Annotated in this window: 14 protein-coding genes; 10 read left to right on the top strand and 4 right to left on the bottom strand. The window is 65.6% G+C overall.

Features of this window, described 5'->3' with window-relative positions; genetic code table 11:
* Positions 1–543: 543 nt before the first annotated feature.
* Positions 544–885: a hypothetical protein gene (locus tag FS320_RS27020; RefSeq protein WP_152715166.1), complete on the bottom strand. Its 342-nt coding sequence runs from the start codon at positions 883–885 to the stop codon at positions 544–546.
* A gap of 449 nt (positions 886–1334) precedes the next feature.
* Between FS320_RS27020 and FS320_RS27015 the strand changes: the two genes are divergently transcribed.
* The 4 genes from FS320_RS27015 (at position 1335) to FS320_RS27005 (ending at position 4281) form a co-directional block, all read left to right on the top strand.
* Positions 1335–1748, top strand: coding sequence for a helix-turn-helix domain-containing protein (locus tag FS320_RS27015; protein WP_162003259.1), 414 nt, complete (start codon positions 1335–1337; stop codon positions 1746–1748).
* A gap of 341 nt (positions 1749–2089) precedes the next feature.
* Positions 2090–2809 (top strand): hypothetical protein, encoded by a 720-nt coding sequence (locus tag FS320_RS27010; protein WP_244627410.1) that lies wholly within the window; start codon positions 2090–2092, stop codon positions 2807–2809.
* Positions 2810–3033: 224 nt separating this feature from the next.
* Complete coding sequence (locus tag FS320_RS45300) at positions 3034–3174, top strand: hypothetical protein (protein ID WP_153885333.1); 141 nt, start codon at positions 3034–3036, stop codon at positions 3172–3174.
* Between the two features lie 69 nt (positions 3175–3243).
* The gene (locus tag FS320_RS27005) at positions 3244–4281 is read left to right on the top strand and encodes a TolC family protein (RefSeq protein ID WP_152715162.1); all 1038 of its coding nucleotides are present in this window, start codon (positions 3244–3246) and stop codon (positions 4279–4281) included.
* 128 nt (positions 4282–4409) lie between these two features.
* Here FS320_RS27005 and FS320_RS27000 read toward each other — a convergent pair whose 3' ends face one another.
* The 3 genes from FS320_RS27000 to FS320_RS49860 all read right to left on the bottom strand — a co-directional run bounded on the left by FS320_RS27000 (position 4410) and on the right by FS320_RS49860 (position 8215).
* Complete coding sequence (locus tag FS320_RS27000; protein ID WP_152715160.1) at positions 4410–5597, bottom strand: AraC family transcriptional regulator; 1188 nt, start codon at positions 5595–5597, stop codon at positions 4410–4412.
* Between the two features lie 115 nt (positions 5598–5712).
* A complete protein-coding gene (locus tag FS320_RS26995) occupies positions 5713–6345 on the bottom strand; it encodes a response regulator (protein WP_152715158.1) in 633 nt (210 codons plus the stop codon).
* Positions 6346–6478: 133 nt separating this feature from the next.
* Positions 6479–8215 carry a sensor histidine kinase gene (locus FS320_RS49860; RefSeq protein ID WP_152715156.1) on the bottom strand — a complete coding sequence of 579 codons (1737 nt, stop codon included), beginning with the start codon at positions 8213–8215 and terminating at the stop codon, positions 6479–6481.
* Between the two features lie 504 nt (positions 8216–8719).
* Between FS320_RS49860 and FS320_RS26985 the strand changes: the two genes are divergently transcribed.
* From FS320_RS26985 to FS320_RS26960, 6 genes are all read left to right on the top strand, one after another.
* Positions 8720–9661 (top strand): formylglycine-generating enzyme family protein, encoded by a 942-nt coding sequence (locus FS320_RS26985; protein WP_162003261.1) that lies wholly within the window; start codon positions 8720–8722, stop codon positions 9659–9661.
* 97 nt (positions 9662–9758) lie between these two features.
* On the top strand, positions 9759–11414 hold the full coding sequence (locus FS320_RS26980) for an arylsulfatase (protein ID WP_420846774.1): 1656 nt from the start codon (positions 9759–9761) through the stop codon (positions 11412–11414).
* 124 nt (positions 11415–11538) lie between these two features.
* Entirely contained in the window at positions 11539–11913 is a 375-nt protein-coding gene (locus tag FS320_RS26975) for an Ig-like domain-containing protein (RefSeq protein ID WP_152715152.1), read from the top strand.
* Positions 11914–12045: 132 nt separating this feature from the next.
* The gene (locus tag FS320_RS26970; protein ID WP_152715150.1) at positions 12046–12696 is read left to right on the top strand and encodes a hypothetical protein; all 651 of its coding nucleotides are present in this window, start codon (positions 12046–12048) and stop codon (positions 12694–12696) included.
* Between the two features lie 159 nt (positions 12697–12855).
* Positions 12856–14451: a sulfatase-like hydrolase/transferase gene (locus FS320_RS26965; RefSeq protein ID WP_152715147.1), complete on the top strand. Its 1596-nt coding sequence runs from the start codon at positions 12856–12858 to the stop codon at positions 14449–14451.
* A 42-nt stretch (positions 14452–14493) separates the two neighbouring features.
* Positions 14494–14707: hypothetical protein (locus tag FS320_RS26960; RefSeq protein WP_152715145.1), on the top strand; the 214-nt coding region annotated here is incomplete at its 3' end.

The raw sequence follows: 14707 nt of genomic DNA, 5'->3' as shown, positions 1-14707 counted from the left end.
TCCTCCTGCGAAGCCCCATCATGCGGCGACACTGTCTCGACCGCGAAGACGACACTGCTCCCGGCAAACCACAGCTTCGGCACCAAAAAGGGCTTGCATTCCAACGAGCGATTAGACGACAGGCTCGGTCAACCACCGACAATCCCCTACCCTTCAGGAAGGTCCGCTTCGGCCAGGCGAGCAGACCATTGTGTTACTTCCGGGATGTGCCATTTGAAGACGTTCCGGGTACATGAAGTCAATTTCGCGGAAGGGCGTTTATGGAAACAGCCTTGAGGCCGCTCGGCTGACCTGACATGGGACCGATTGAGCGCATTGTGCTCCCTTGCCAGTACCGTAATCTCGGCCGACCATCATCCGGCCAGGGAAGCTCGTCCCAGGAGGGTTCATGACGACCCACTTGCTGCGGTCCATGCCTGCGCTGACTGCTGATCCAGAGCCTGGGGCCGATCCCCTAGTGGCGCTCATCGTACAGGATCAGCGACCAGAACCCGGATACCGAGCTGGTCACGATGTTCTCACACGAGATTGCCTTCGATTCAGTCAGAACCGTGGTTGCCGTAGGCAGCCGGGGCTGGCGTACTGAGTGTCGTTGACTTGCGTGATCCGACAACTTGCGGACGATACCGGCAGAGTGATCGTGATATTGCTCGCGGCCGGGCCAAGTGGAGCGGCAAGCGCGATCGGATCAAGGGCGTTTCGCGGCTCATAGGTTGAGCCGACCAGGTACATCGGGATGCGACCGTAGGAGCTGCGCGGCGTTACTCTCAGGATCAGAGGACCGCTCTGCGCAACCTGTCGGGAGCGCGGTTGGGCGTCCGCAGGCACGGGCATGATCACGGATGCGATAGCGGCAAGAACAACGAAAGCAGATGTGCAATGCATGAGCTGTCCTCCTCAACAGGGGCACGCCTTTGCGTGAACCCGTTGCGGCTTCCTTGGCAGCACCGCCTGCTCTGTCCGACGGGCACCGGATGAGGATGACACTACGCCTTCCGGCAGCGTCCGCTTGACCTTCAGAGCCATGGGCTTGACCCTGCGGGACACGCACCGCCGAACCATGCACACACGGGGATCTTCGTCGTCGGCGAGCCTACGCGCGGGCAGCCGGGGAGTGCCGACATTGCCCTACCCGCTGCGTCGCAAAAGCCCCGGCCGGCTTCCCGTGGATGTCCGAATCTGTCAACCGAACGTCCTCATCGATCAAGCGGACAGGCTTGGCGGGACTATGATCGGGGATTCCGTGACGGTGCATGCCAGGTCGGCCGAGCCGGAACCGGACGGGGCTCATCATGAGGGACGCCTTGGCTACCCGCCGACCTCGGCCGACGGCGATGACTTCGAGACGCGATGGGGACGTCGGACCACGGCCGGGCAGCGCTTCGAGCCGCTTCGGCGAGGACCTGCGCCGGGTGCTCGAGACCGAACTGCTGAAGGGGCCCTGCACCTCGATCGAGATCGCGCGCCTGTTCTCGATGCACCACCGCACCATGAGCCGGCATTTGGCGCACGAGGGCATCACGTTCCAGCAGCTTGTCGACGAGATCCGGTTCGCGCTCGCCCGTGACCTGCTGGCCAACGCCGACATGGCCCTGGACCAGATCTCGGTCGTGTTGAGGTACTCGGAACCGAGCGCCTTCACGCGGGCCTTCCGGCGCTGGGCCGGGCAGTCCCCCTCGGCCTGGCGGGCAAGCCATGCCCGGAGCCGGAAGGTTTCCAAGAAACGAGCGGTCCCTCGGCCTCGCTGACCGGTGACTTCCCGTGTGCCGATCATCTACCCCGCAAGGCAGCATCCGAGGACAAACATCCGGGTTCCGTTCCCCGGCCGTCGATCGATGTCTTGACCTGGGCCGCAACCTCGGCTGCTATGAGCCGGCTGGCGGGGTCACGGATCAGCAATCCAAGGGGGAGCGATGCGTTACCTTTCGCACTGGTTGTCGTCAGGCGTCCTGGCTTCGCTCGGCCTCCTCAGCGGAGGTCCGAACGGTGCGCTCGCTGCGGATCTCGGGCCTCCGCCGGCTCCCGTGATCGAGCGCCCGCCATACCCGGGTGGACCTTCCGTTTCACGCCCTACGGTTGGCTCACCGCGATGGACGGCACCCAGACCGTGCGCGGACGCTCCGTCAAGGTCAATGCCAGCTTCATCGACATCGTCGAGGAGAGCGACACGCTCGTGGCCCTGATGGGCGACTTCGAGGCCCGCAACGGTTCCTTTGGTCTCTTGGCCAACGTGGTCTGGAGCAAGATCAGAGTCGAGAGCGGCAACGTCCGGACCCGCGCGCTGGCGCCGGGCGTGACGGGAACGCTCGGCACGTCCCTCAACCTCGACATCGAGATGGCCATCGCCGAGGTCGGCGCCGCCTACGAGGTCGCCCGGTCGGGCGGGCTCGCATTCGATATCCTCGCCGGTGCCCGCTACTGGTATCAGGAGGCCGACCTCTCGTTCGACATCGCAGGAACGGTTGACATCGGCGATCTCCAGATCGGCGGAACCCGGGCATTCGCCCGCTCTGGGTCCGTAGACTGGCTCGATCCCATGATCGGCGCACGGGTGCGCTACACCGTGGCGCCGGGACACGAACTCCTCCTACGCGGCGACATCGGCGGGTTCGGCGTCGGGAGCGACTTTTCCTGGCAGGCCATCGGCGCCTACGGATTCGAGTTCGGCACCTACCAGGGCATCACGTTCTCGGGCGTGATCGGCTACCGGGCGCTGTATGTCGACTATGTTCAGGGCGAGGGCCGAAGCCGCTACGAGTTCGACATGCTCCAGCATGGGCCGATTCTCGGTATCAGCGCCCGGTTCTGACGGCGGCCGATTCCGGCAACCGCAGGGTGCCCGGCACCTGTCCGTGTCCGTCCATCGATCGAGCCTGACATATGCATCGGCGTGCTCGGTCCACGAGGGACGGGTCTTGGTGAAACCGCGGAGCGCGAGCCATGGGATGCCATGAACGACCTTTGACCCTCATGTCCGTCCTGGCCATGGCCCTCGGACTCAGTGGATGTGTCTCCCTATCTCCCGATGGCGGGATGGCACCGGTCCGGAACATCGCCTTCGCCGAGCTGAACGCCGACGCCGTGAAGATCTCGACGCAAGGCGAGAGTGCCGCAGCGGCGGAACGGGTCGCGGCGTTGCTCAAGCGTCCGCTGACGGCCGGAGCGGCGGTTTAGATCGCCCTCCTGAACAATCGCGGGCTTCAGGCGGCCTACGGCGAACTCGGCATCTCGGAGGCGCAGTACGTGCAGGCGAGCCTGCCGCCTTCGCCGCGGTTCGGTTTCAACCAGTTAGTCGGCGACCTGGAGGTCGAAATCACCCGCCAGCTCGTCGGCAATGTCCTCGCGCTGGCAACCCTGCCGGCTCGGAGCGAGATCGCCCAGGCCCGGTTCCGGGCGGCCCAGCTCCGGGCGGCGGAAGCAACCCTCGTCCTCGCGGCCGAGACCCGGAAGCAGTTCCTTCGCGCCGTAGCCGCGAACGAGCAGGTCAGCCTGGTCACGCGGACCGATGGCCCCGCAGGCGATACTGAACCTACCGAGGCCCGGATGAGGCTCCGCATCGAGCGTGAGCGGCTCGCCCGCCACATGGGCCTGTGGGATGACGTCGACTACAGGCTTCCTCTCCGCGTTCCCTCGCTTCCGGCCAGGATTCGCTCGATTCGGGAGGCCAAGGAGCAGGCCCTGCAACACCGCCTGGACCTCCGGATCGCGAGGCTCGAACTGGACGCTCTGGCCAAGTCGCTGGGCCTGACGCAGGCGACGCGGTTCGTCAGCGCCCTCGATCTGGCCGCCCAGAACCGGTACAAGAGCACGGACAAGGTCACGGCGGATTCCGTCAGCAAGACCAAAACCATCACGAACGGGTTCGTGGCGACGATCGAGATCCCGCTCTTCGACTTTGGGCAGGCCCGGGTTGCCGAGGCCGAGCAGCGCTACTTGCAGGCGGCGAACAGGCTGGCCGAACTGGCCGTGAATGCCCGCTCGGAGGCCCGTCAGGCCTACCATGCCTATCGCGGGACCTACGATCTCGCCCGCATCCACCAGAAGCGGATCGCGGCGATGCGACGCTTGGCCGGGATGCGTGATCCGACGCAGGACGGTGATCGGGCCGCAGCCCTGCCCCTGCCCGAGCCGGCTCCCGACATGGAGGGATGGATGGGCCGCGGCATCAAGGCGATCGAGGCCCGTCGTGATTTCTGGATCGCCGACACGGAGCTCGCGGCATCCATGTCCGGGGCTGGGCCGAACGCAGTCCCGAGCGCCGTTGACGGCACCCGCCTCTGAAGGCATGGAGCGACAAGACCGGCGGATCAACCGTGAGGTCGAGAAGGGAATCTGCTCGGACTGCCGACGGACCGTCCCTGGGCCATCGTAATGGGATGCAGCCCCTGTCTCAACCGCCCGCCCCTCGGTCAAGGCTGTTCCCGAGCCCGTGCCGTGGTGATCTGCCGCCCGTCGCGATCCTGCGATCCGGGAGCCGGGTGGCTGGTTTGTGCTGGACCGTGTTCCAAGCGCCAGGCGGCCGGCGCCTGTCCTGACCAGCGCCGGAAAGCCCGCGTGAAGGCGCTTGCCTCGGAATACCCGAGCGCCACGGCAACCTCACTGAGCGGGATCCGGGTCTGGCCCAGCAACTGGCGCGCGACCTCGAACCGTGTCTCGTCGATGAGGCTCTGGAAGCCCGCCCCCTCGGCCCTCAGGTGCCGGCTCAAGGTGCGGCGATGGATGGCAAAGCGATCCGCAACCGTCGCGGCCGAGCATCGGTTGGTCAGGATCTCGGTTCGCAGCACGCGGCGCAGGTTCTCCTTCCAGTCGCCCGCTCCGGCGGCCTCGAGCTCCCGGATGTGAGCCTCGAACACCTGGCGGAAGATCGGGTTCGCGCCCGCGATGCGGTGGTCAAGCCAATGGGCCGGAAAAACCAAGGCGGCGGTTTCCTGATCGAACCGCACGGGCGCCCGGAAGAAGCGCCGATACGCCCCCGGATCGGTCGGTGGATGTCGGTGCAGCAGCACCTCGTCCGGCACCCAATCCGGTCCGCACAGCGTCCGCAGGACATTGGTTGCCATCGCCATGGCGCAGTCCGAGATCTGCTCGGGGCTCTCCACGCCCGGCTCGTAGATCGCATAACCCAGGGCCATCCCGTCCCCGTAGGCCGACAGCGTGGGAGCAGCGCCACGGTCGTGCAGATGCAGGTGTCGGACAAGAGCCGACAGGGCCTCGCCGACGGTCGGCGAGTGTTGCAGAAGGCCTCCGATCGGGCCGAGAGACGAGAGCGTTCCCCGTTGCCCGAGGAGAAGGCCGAAATGCGGACAGCGCGTGTGTGCGACACAGGCCGTGAGCACCCGACCCAGCGCCGCATAGGGAATGATGTTGTTCTCGTCCTCGAAGAGGTCCGGATCGAGGCCGGCCTGACGGATCACCTCGCCAGGATCCGCCCGGAATTCGCGCAGGAGGAGGCCGACCTCCTTGGCGACACCAACGCGGATCACGCCTTTCGCCATCGCCTGCCGGGAGGCTCCGTGCGCAGGCAGATCCGGGATCCGGCGGTGCAAATCTGCCTGATCCGGTGGTTGGATCAAGGCAAGTTTAGTCGGCAGTCTCATACCAGCCTCCCGCCGGCGAGGGCCATCCCTGCCCTCCCCTCGATCAGGGACCGGCGGGGTCCGCCGCAGGCTCGGAACCGCGCGATGCTGAGGGCGTCACGATCGAGGGTCATGATCAGGCCTCCACGAGTTTGTTGCGAATGGCGTAGCGGATGAGGGCCGCGGTCGTGTCGAGGTTGAGCTTGCGCAAGGCCAGGGCGCGATGCGTCTCGACCGTCTTGGTGCTGAGGCTGAGGAGGTCGGCGATCTGCTTGTTGGTCCGGCCTTCGGCGATCAGCTGCACGACGGCCTTCTCACGGGCCGTCAGCGCCGCCTCGTGGGTGCATCCCTTCGCCAGATAGGTCTCGAGCAAGGCCTCGGAGACCTTGCCGGTGAAGAACGGCTTGTGGGCCGCCAGACTCTCCACCGCCGAGACCAGGAACTGCCGGGCATCGGATTTGAGCAGGAAGCCGCGGGCGCCCGCTTCGAGCACGTCCCGGACCAGGCTGTCCGTGTCATGCATGGTGAAGATCAGCACCTCGACGCCGGGAAGGCGCGTCTTGATCTGCCGGGTCGCCTCGACGCCGTTCACCAGTGGCAAGCCGTAATCGAGAATGACGATGTCGGGCCGGGTCGCCAGGGCCTGATCGACGGCCTGCTTGCCGTCTGTCGCCTCGCCGACCACCTCCCAGCCCTCATGCGCCTCCAGGATGGTCCGGACGCCGGAGCGGACTACGTCATGATCGTCGGCGATCAGGATGCGCGTCATGGCGAGCCTTCCTTCCGCGACCCGGTGCCAGCAGCCGTTTCGATGAGCCTAGGTGCCACGGCAGGATACACTGCCAAGCAGCGTGCCTCACTGGTGCGATACCCTGAAAGTGCTGGAGGCAGACCCTGAATCTTCAGGAGGAAGCCTCGTCATCCGCCTTGGCTCGGCCCGACTGCCACGGCATGCGCAGGGGTCCGGCCCGTGGCGATGTCCGGTCGGCGCCGCGGATCGGCGCCATCGCAACGATGCAGGTGCCACCTCGGCCTGTCCGAATCCTCAGTCCACCGCCGAACTGCTCCAGGCGGGCCCGCATGCCTGCAACGCCGACACCGAGCCGGATCGGTCCATCCGGCCGGGCGGCACCTGGCATCCCGTGTCCGTTGTCACGGATTCGAACGATCAGCCGTCCGGACGAGATTCTTGCATCGACCGATACATGCGAGGCATCGGCATGGCGATGCACGTTGGTGAGAGCCTCCTGCACCACGCGCAGGATCGCCCGCTGGAGTTCCGGCGACAGGGCATCGACCTCTTCCGGAATCCGGATCCGGGCGACGAGCCCCATGCGACCGGCAAAGCCTTCGGCAAAGTCCCGCGGGGTGGCCTGGAGGCCGTCCTGCGCCAGGTTCGGCGGATGCAGAAGGTAGGTGAAAACACGCAATTCCCTCAGCGCCTCGGCGAGCAGCTCCCCGACCTCCGCCAGGGTCTTGCGACCTGCCGGGCTTTCCCGGACCTCCGCCTCAAGACCAGCCAGTCCGAGGTTTGCCGCTACGAGGTGCTGCGCCGTCGAATCGTGCAGCTCGCGGGCAATGCGTTGCCGCTCCTCCTCCTGGAGGGCGAGCAACTGGCTCGACAGCTCGCTGACCTGTTTCTTCGCCCCGGTGACCTGATCCGACAGCGTTCGGAGCGGCTGCTCGACCTGACGGGCCGTGAACAGCGCGGCGAGACCGCCAGCCAGGACGAGGAAGGCCGCCATCCCCGCCATCTGCCGCAGAACGCCCATGACCGGTGCATTGACGAGAGAGAGCGGGACCGCCACGACGGTCGTCCAGTTCGTGGCCCCGGAACTGCGGTACGCGACCAGGACCGGGACGCCGCGCTCGTCGGTGTCCACGATCAAGCCTTCGGCCGCGCTCCCATTGCCGGCGAGACGCGCGACGAGGGCATTCGGCACGGGAATCCGCGACGACGTCTCGCCCCCTCGCGTGGTCACGATCGGCTGGAGGCTGCGGTCGTAGAGGCCCCGCGTCGTTCCTTCGGGAACGGCCTGGCCACCCAGGATGGTTCCGAGGCGGTCCTGCGACAGGATGGTGGTGAGGTAGCCTTTCATCGTGCCGTCGTCGTGGTTGATCCGCAGGCTGAGCGCGATGACCGTCGTTCCGGGCTTCACGAGGCTCGCCATGCGGCCTGACACGGTCCAACCGCGCTCCCGCACCCGGTTCAGGGCATCCGTCGGGAAGTCCCGGTGCCGCGGAAGGGGCGCCCGGAATGGCCGGAGGGTGTTGGCGAGCTGGCCGTCGAGATCGCTGAGGATCAGCCAGGATCCGTCGGGGATCGGCGTCGCCTTGAGCTGGTCGTAGAAGCCCTTGGCGTCGCCGGACTTCAAAGCCGGCGATGAGGACAATCCCCTCAGCAGGGCGTTGCCGGCGGCCACCTCCTGGTCGAAGCCGAAGGACAGCGCGGTCGCCGTCCCCAGGGCATGCTCCCGGATGACCCGGCGCTCATTCCAGGCATTCGTGAGCATCAGCGCCGCCGCGACGACGCACGTGACGAGGATGACGGCCGCGAAGGTCAGGGCGACCCGGCGGCGCAGGCGGGGCGGCAGGCCCGGAAGCGAGCGCGCAACCTTCGGGACGGCGCCGTCGCTCATGACGGAGACCTTCGGCCGCAGGGGCAACGCAACGGGATCGGGGGTCGCGACGAGGACCTTCGGTCCGATACCACAGGTTAAACCCTGAACCGGCCTGCTGTCGACAGGGATCAGTCCGGATCCGGCCCTTGACTGCTAGACCCGACCCGGCAGGCCTGGGCACAAACCAATGATGCGAACCGAGGGCCCAAATCAGGGTCTGCCTCCATCAGTTTCAGGATTGACCCCAATACCGCTCGACCCCGAACGGGACGACACTATCGGTCTGCCAGGAGGGGAGCAACGGTTCTTGCGGCTGTCGTCATCGGTCAAGTGAATGTCCAACGCTGTCAAGCAAGCGCCGACAACCCGTCTATGATACGTGCCTACAGGAAGAGTCTTGGTCTTGTTCGTCAGCCCATCGCGCTGGCAGCGCACACCCCTTCGAGGACGGATGCCATGACTGATGCGGGCTTCGTGAATCCACTGGACGAGACCACCGACTGGCAGCCGGACGACAGCAGCATGATCCGGATTCCCGGCGGCACGTTCCGCATGGGCTCGGATCAACACTACCCCGAGGAAGCGCCGGTTCATCGCGTCACCGTCGACGGTTTCTGGATCGACCGCACACCGATCACCAACCGGCAGTTTCGCGAGTTCGTCCACGCCACCGGGCACGTCACCGTCGCGGAAATCGCGCCCGACCCGAAGGATTATCCCGGTGCCCTGCCGCACCTGCTCCATGCCGGCTCGCTCGTGTTCAGCCCACCGGACTATCCGGTCGATCTCCGTCACTTCAGCCAATGGTGGGCGTTCAAGTCCAGGGTGAACTGGCGCCATCCCTATGGCCCGGGCTCATCGATCAAGGGCCTCGACGATCATCCGGTCGTGCATGTCGCCTATGCGGATGCGGCGGCCTATGCCCGCTGGGCCGGCAAGGACCTGCCAACCGAAGCCGAGTGGGAATACGCCGCCCGCGGTGGGCTCGATGGGGCGGAGTTCGCCTGGGGCGACGAGTTCACGCCGCAGGGGCAGCAGATGGCGAACACCTGGCAGGGTGCCTTCCCTTTCCAGAACAAGCGCGAGGACGGCTACGAGCGCACCTCCCCCGTGACCGCCTTTCCGTCGAACGGCTACGGCCTCTACGACATGATCGGCAACGTCTGGGAATGGACCAGCGACTTCTACACACCGAAGCATCCGGCCGATGCACCCGATGCACCCAAGGCCTGCTGCATCCCCGAGAACCCGCGCGGCGGCCACGAGGACCAGAGCTACGCACCCTGCGAGCCCGGGATCAGGATCCCGCGCCGGGTGCTGAAGGGCGGCTCGCATCTGTGCGCGCCCAATTACTGCCGCCGCTACCGTCCGGCAGCGCGTCACCCGCAGCCGGTCGACACCTCGACGAGCCATGTCGGCTTCCGCTGCATCATCAGAGAGAGAGGAAGATCCCATGACCAGTGATCGTGCGTCCTCACCAACCAATGCCGATAGATCGCGCGTCCGACACATGCGCGCCAAGGCGGCCCTGATCGGGGCCACGGCCCTGATGTCCGCCGCGATGGCGGCTCCGGCCGTCGCGCAGGCGCCGCAGCGGAAGCCCAACATCCTGTTCATCATGGGCGACGACATCGGCTGGATGCAGCCGAGCATCTACCACCAGGGCCTGATGGTCGGCGAGACGCCGAACATCGACCGCATCGGCCGGGAGGGTGCGAAGTTCATGACCTATTACGCCGAGCAGAGCTGCACGGCGGGTCGCAACGCCTTCTTCACCGGCATGCATCCGCTCCGGACCGGCATGATCCCACCACAACTGCCTGGCAGCCCATCCTATCTGCGGCCCGGCACGCCCGCCATCGCGAAGTTCCTGCACGACCTCGGCTACAACACCGGCGAGTTCGGCAAGAATCACCTGGGCGACCACACCGATGCGCTGCCGACCGCGCATGGGTTCCAGGAATTCTGGGGCTATCTCTACCACCTCGACGCGATGCAGGGCGTGAGCTTCCCCGACATCAACAGGACGCCGACCGAGCAGGCGGTCGCGCCGGTCTGCCGGAACACGCCGATCCCCGGGCTGGCCCAGGATCCCGCGGCGGTCGATCCCAGGACCACCGTATGTCTGACGCCGCCGCGGCCGGTGCTCTCGTGCCGGTCGTCGGATGGAACTGCGGCGAACCAGACCTGCAAGGATGAAGGGCCGCTGACGCTCGAGCGCTCGAAGAATGTGGACGAGGAGATCTCGGCCAAGCTCATCGACTTCCTCGACCGCAACGATCCGGAGAAGACCCAGAAGCCGTTCTTCGCCTGGTACAATCCGGCGCGCATGCACATCACGACCGTGCTGAACGACAAGTACATGGGGATGGTGGGCGAGCCCGGCGGCAAGGACTGGGGCGTCAACGAAGCCGGCATGAAGCAGATGGACGACAACATCGGCTACGTGTTGAAGAAGCTCGAGGAGATGGGTGAGCTCGACAACACGATCATTGCGTTCACGACCGACAACGGCGCCGAGACGATCACCTACCCCGACGGCGGCACCACCCCCTTCAAGGGCGGCAAGCTGTCGACCTGGGAGGGCGGCATGCGGGCCCCGCTGGTCGTGCGCTGGCCGGGCCACATCGAGCCGGGAACGGTCAAGAACGACATCTTCGCGTCCCTCGACTGGCTGCCGACGCTCGTCGACATCGCCGGCGGCCCCAAGGGCAACGAATTGAAGGCGCAGATCGAGGCCGGCACGTATCCGGGGATCGTCAAGACAACCCTCGATGGCGTCAACCAGCGCGACTACCTGGAAGGCAGATCGGACAAGTCGGCGCGCGACACCTTCTTCTATTACTCGGGCAAGGATCCGTCCGCGGTGCGTTACAAGAACTGGAAGATCTACTTCGCGATGGTGTCCGATGCGCCTACAGGGTTCCTCACCGGTGTCGTTCCCTACCACTGGAGCCAGGTCGTCAACATCAAGCGCGATCCCTTCGAGACATCGATCGGGGAACAGTCGAAGACGCTCATGGGCATGGGTGGCCAACTCGCGGCCCCGGTCTCGGCCTACATCTACGACTGGAACATGCTGCCGATCGGCCAGGCGCTTTGGCTGCGGGAACTCGAAACCTACAGGCAGTTCCCGCCGATGCAGGATCCGGCGAGCTACAACCTCGAGCAGGTGATGGAGCAGCTCAAGAAGCCGCAGTCGACCCCCGGTCAGTGACCTGAGCGGAAGCAAGAATTGGCGGACACCGCTCAGACAGGTGCCCGCCGATTGCAAGCCAACAAGAAGAACCTGTGTAGGGGCGGACCTCGATCGCTGTCAAAGGAATAGAGAGGAGACCGTCATGAAGAAGTCATTGTCATTCGCAGCACTCCCGTTGGCGTTCCTGTTCGTCGGCCCGGCTTTTGCCCAGGCTCCGCAGAGCATGTGCAACATCGCCGGCAATCGGGCCATCATGGGCGCCAACGTGGAGGGCGCCTTCGAAGTCCAGGCCCGGGGCTGCATGTCCGACATCAGCCCTCAAGGCACGCTCGCCAGCTCGGAGGTCAGCCAACGGCCCCAGCACGGGACCGTGACGATGGTCGACAAGGATACGTGGACCTATGTGCCCACTTCCGGATACGTCGGGTCCGACAGCTTCGCGATCACCGCGAAGGGGCAGAGCATCGACCAGAAGCCCGGCACATCCGTGCTCAGCTACAAAGTGACCGTGAAGTAGCCATAGGCATCCGATGGGAGGCGCCGGGATCGCTGGGTCTCGGCGTCCACCGTCCTCACGCGCTCGCATCGATGACGACGGTCTGGTGCAGGGATGCCGAAGAAAGCCGACTGGACGAGAGGAGTGTCCGCCATGCTCAGCAAGTCATTCGCATGCTTTATCCTGATAACCAGTGGCCTCTGCGCGACAGGAGGTGCGGTGCTCGCGCAGGACGCAGGCGCCAGGCCGCCAATGCTCCCGACGAAAGCCATCGGCCAGACCACGCCCACGGGGCCGGTCCCGTCGCTCGCCGTGCTCAACGCGGCGGGCGCGAAGCTGGAAGGCAACAAGCTGACCCTGACCGGCGTGGCGCCGAATTCGATCGTGTTCGCCGATCGGCCCGTGCGGGCGGCCGGTCATGTGGCCACGCAGCAGTTCATCATGCAATGGGACGAGGGCAACGACAACTTCGCCAAGGATCCGCCCAATGCCACCGTGTCCGTCCTGGGCGGTGACGGCTCGAAGGTCAGCGACGCCGTGGTGACGCTGAAGACGCCGAAGCTCGACGGCGGGAACCTGACCTTCGATGTCGTGGTGCTGGAAGGCAATCTGACCGGGGCGAGTGGACCTGCGGCGCTGTTCATCGATGACTTTGGCCGCTACTGGCACGCTCCCGCCTATCATGGCGCCTGGTACGCGGGAGGAAGAGTCTCCAATGCAAGTGCCGCCTATGCGGCCGAGAATTCGGCCGTCATCCCGAATGTGTGCGGCTACTACCCGTATGAGCCCTGCGGCAACGAGTGACGGTCTTTGCGCTGACGCGGGATCCGGCAGGCCACACGCCCAGCCGGGTTCTCGATCAGATCGATAAAGCGCGACCGGCCAGGCGCGCGGAGTGAACTGCCACAAGCATGCGGGAACCCGTTTGCCCACCTGAACCCTTGAGATGCGAGGCCTGAAAACATGAAAGCCAGTGGAAAGATCCGGGTCGGCCTGGTCACCATGTTCGCCTCCGTGATGGCGCTCAGCACGCCGGCTGCCGCGCAGCCGCAAAGGCCCAACATTGTCATGATCATGGCTGACGACATCGGCTTCTGGAACATCAGCGCCTACAATCGCGGCATGATGGGCTATCGGACGCCCAACATCGATCGCATCGCCAACGAAGGCGCCGTCTTCACCGATTACTACGGCCAGCAATCCTGCACCGCCGGCCGTGCCGCGTTCATCACCGGGCAGAGCCCGTTGCGCACCGGGCTCCTGAAAGTGGGCTTGCCCGGGGCGAAGGAAGGTTTGTCGGAGAAGGATCCGACGATTGCCGACCTGCTCAAGCCGCAGGGCTACGCGACTGGGCAGTTCGGAAAGAACCATCTTGGCGATCGCAACGAATTCCTGCCGACGGTGCACGGCTTCGACGAGTTCTTCGGCAATCTCTATCACCTGAACGCCGAGGACGAGCCCGAGCATCCGGACTATCCGAAGAACCCTGCCTTCCGGGCGCAGTTCGGCCCGCGCGGCGTCCTGAAATGCACGGCTACGGCCACCGACACGCCGGGAGACGATCCGCGGTTCGGCCCGTGGGGCAAGCAGAAATGCGACGACACCGGCCCGCTCACCAAGAAGCGCATGGAAACCATCGACGAGGAGTTCCTCGGAGCTTCGCTCGACTTCATCGATCGCGCCAATCGGGATCAGAAGCCGTTCTTCCTGTGGTTCAATCCAAGCCGCATGCACATCTGGACGCGTCTCAAGCCCGAGTCGCAGGGAAAGACCGGGCTCGGAATCTATCCGGACGGCATGGTGGAACACGACGGCCAGGTTGGCCAACTCCTGAAAAAGCTCGACGATCTCGGCATCGCCAACAACACCATCGTGATCTATACCACCGACAACGGCGCCGAGACGTTCTCGTGGCCGGACGGCGGCACGACACCGTTCCGCGGCGAGAAGAACACCAATTGGGAAGGCGGCTACCGCGTTCCGGCAATGATCCGGTGGCCGGGCCAGGTGCCGGCGCGGACCGAGATCAACGACGTGTTCTCCGCCGAGGACTGGGCGACGACGCTGGTGTCAGCGGCCGGCGAGCCGGACATCAACGCCAAGCTCCTGCAAGGCTACGAGGCCGCGGGCAAGACCTTCAAGGTTCATTTGGACGGCTATGACCAGCGCGACCTGCTGAGCCGCAAGGGTCCCGACAAGCGCCGCGAGTTCTTCTACTGGACCGACGACGGCAACCTCGCGGGCCTGCGCTACGACCAGTGGAAGGCGGCCTTCCTGGAACAGAAGGCGGAGGGGTTCGACGTGTGGGCGCAGCCGATGGTGGAGCTGCGCCTGCCGCTGCTGTTCAACCTGCGCTCCGACCCGTTCGAGCGGGCGCAGCATGAGGCCGGTGATTACGTGAGGTGGTTCATCGAGCACGCCTTCGTGCTCGTGCCGGCCCAGGCACTCGTTGCGCAACATCTGATGAGCTTCCAGCAGTTCCCGCCGCGCCAGCGACCCGGCTCCTTCTCCGTCGAACAGGCAATGGAGAAGCTCAGGAGCCCGCCGTCGAGCAACTAGCTCCGATGAACAGCCCTTTCGGGCCTAGAGGAGGAAACTGTGATGAGAAGAGTACTGGCATTCCTTGCTCTCGCCCTGACTGCAACAGCAGCAACGGCACAGGTCGGGCCGCCGACATCCCAGCGGACATGCGGCGCCAACCGCCAGCTCGTCATGAGGGACGGCGCCGTCGTCCTCGACACCGGCCCGCAGACCTATGCCCGCTTCGTCAGGAGCGGCGCGGAATGCCTGGTCGACCAGTTCCCCGAGCCGGCAT

Source organism: Microvirga tunisiensis (assembly GCF_009296175.1).
GTDB lineage: Bacteria > Pseudomonadota > Alphaproteobacteria > Rhizobiales > Beijerinckiaceae > Microvirga > Microvirga tunisiensis.
Note: the sequence above shows the minus strand (reverse complement) of the source record. Positions and strands in the feature narration are given on the sequence as shown.

Coding starts and splice junctions, on each gene's coding strand:
- FS320_RS26985 (WP_162003261.1), top strand. CDS start 8,720: ATGATCCGGATTCCCGGCGGCACGTTCCGCATGGGCTCGGATCAACAC.
- FS320_RS27015 (WP_162003259.1), top strand. CDS start 1,335: ATGACTTCGAGACGCGATGGGGACGTCGGACCACGGCCGGGCAGCGCT.
- FS320_RS26975 (WP_152715152.1), top strand. CDS start 11,539: ATGAAGAAGTCATTGTCATTCGCAGCACTCCCGTTGGCGTTCCTGTTC.
- FS320_RS26995 (WP_152715158.1), bottom strand. CDS start 6,345: ATGACGCGCATCCTGATCGCCGACGATCATGACGTAGTCCGCTCCGGC.
- FS320_RS49860 (WP_152715156.1), bottom strand. CDS start 8,215: ATGAGCGACGGCGCCGTCCCGAAGGTTGCGCGCTCGCTTCCGGGCCTG.
- FS320_RS26980 (WP_420846774.1), top strand. CDS start 9,759: ATGGCGGCTCCGGCCGTCGCGCAGGCGCCGCAGCGGAAGCCCAACATC.
- FS320_RS26970 (WP_152715150.1), top strand. CDS start 12,046: ATGCTCAGCAAGTCATTCGCATGCTTTATCCTGATAACCAGTGGCCTC.
- FS320_RS45300 (WP_153885333.1), top strand. CDS start 3,034: ATGGCACCGGTCCGGAACATCGCCTTCGCCGAGCTGAACGCCGACGCC.
- FS320_RS27010 (WP_244627410.1), top strand. CDS start 2,090: ATGGACGGCACCCAGACCGTGCGCGGACGCTCCGTCAAGGTCAATGCC.
- FS320_RS26965 (WP_152715147.1), top strand. CDS start 12,856: ATGAAAGCCAGTGGAAAGATCCGGGTCGGCCTGGTCACCATGTTCGCC.
- FS320_RS27020 (WP_152715166.1), bottom strand. CDS start 885: ATGCATTGCACATCTGCTTTCGTTGTTCTTGCCGCTATCGCATCCGTG.
- FS320_RS27000 (WP_152715160.1), bottom strand. CDS start 5,597: ATGAGACTGCCGACTAAACTTGCCTTGATCCAACCACCGGATCAGGCA.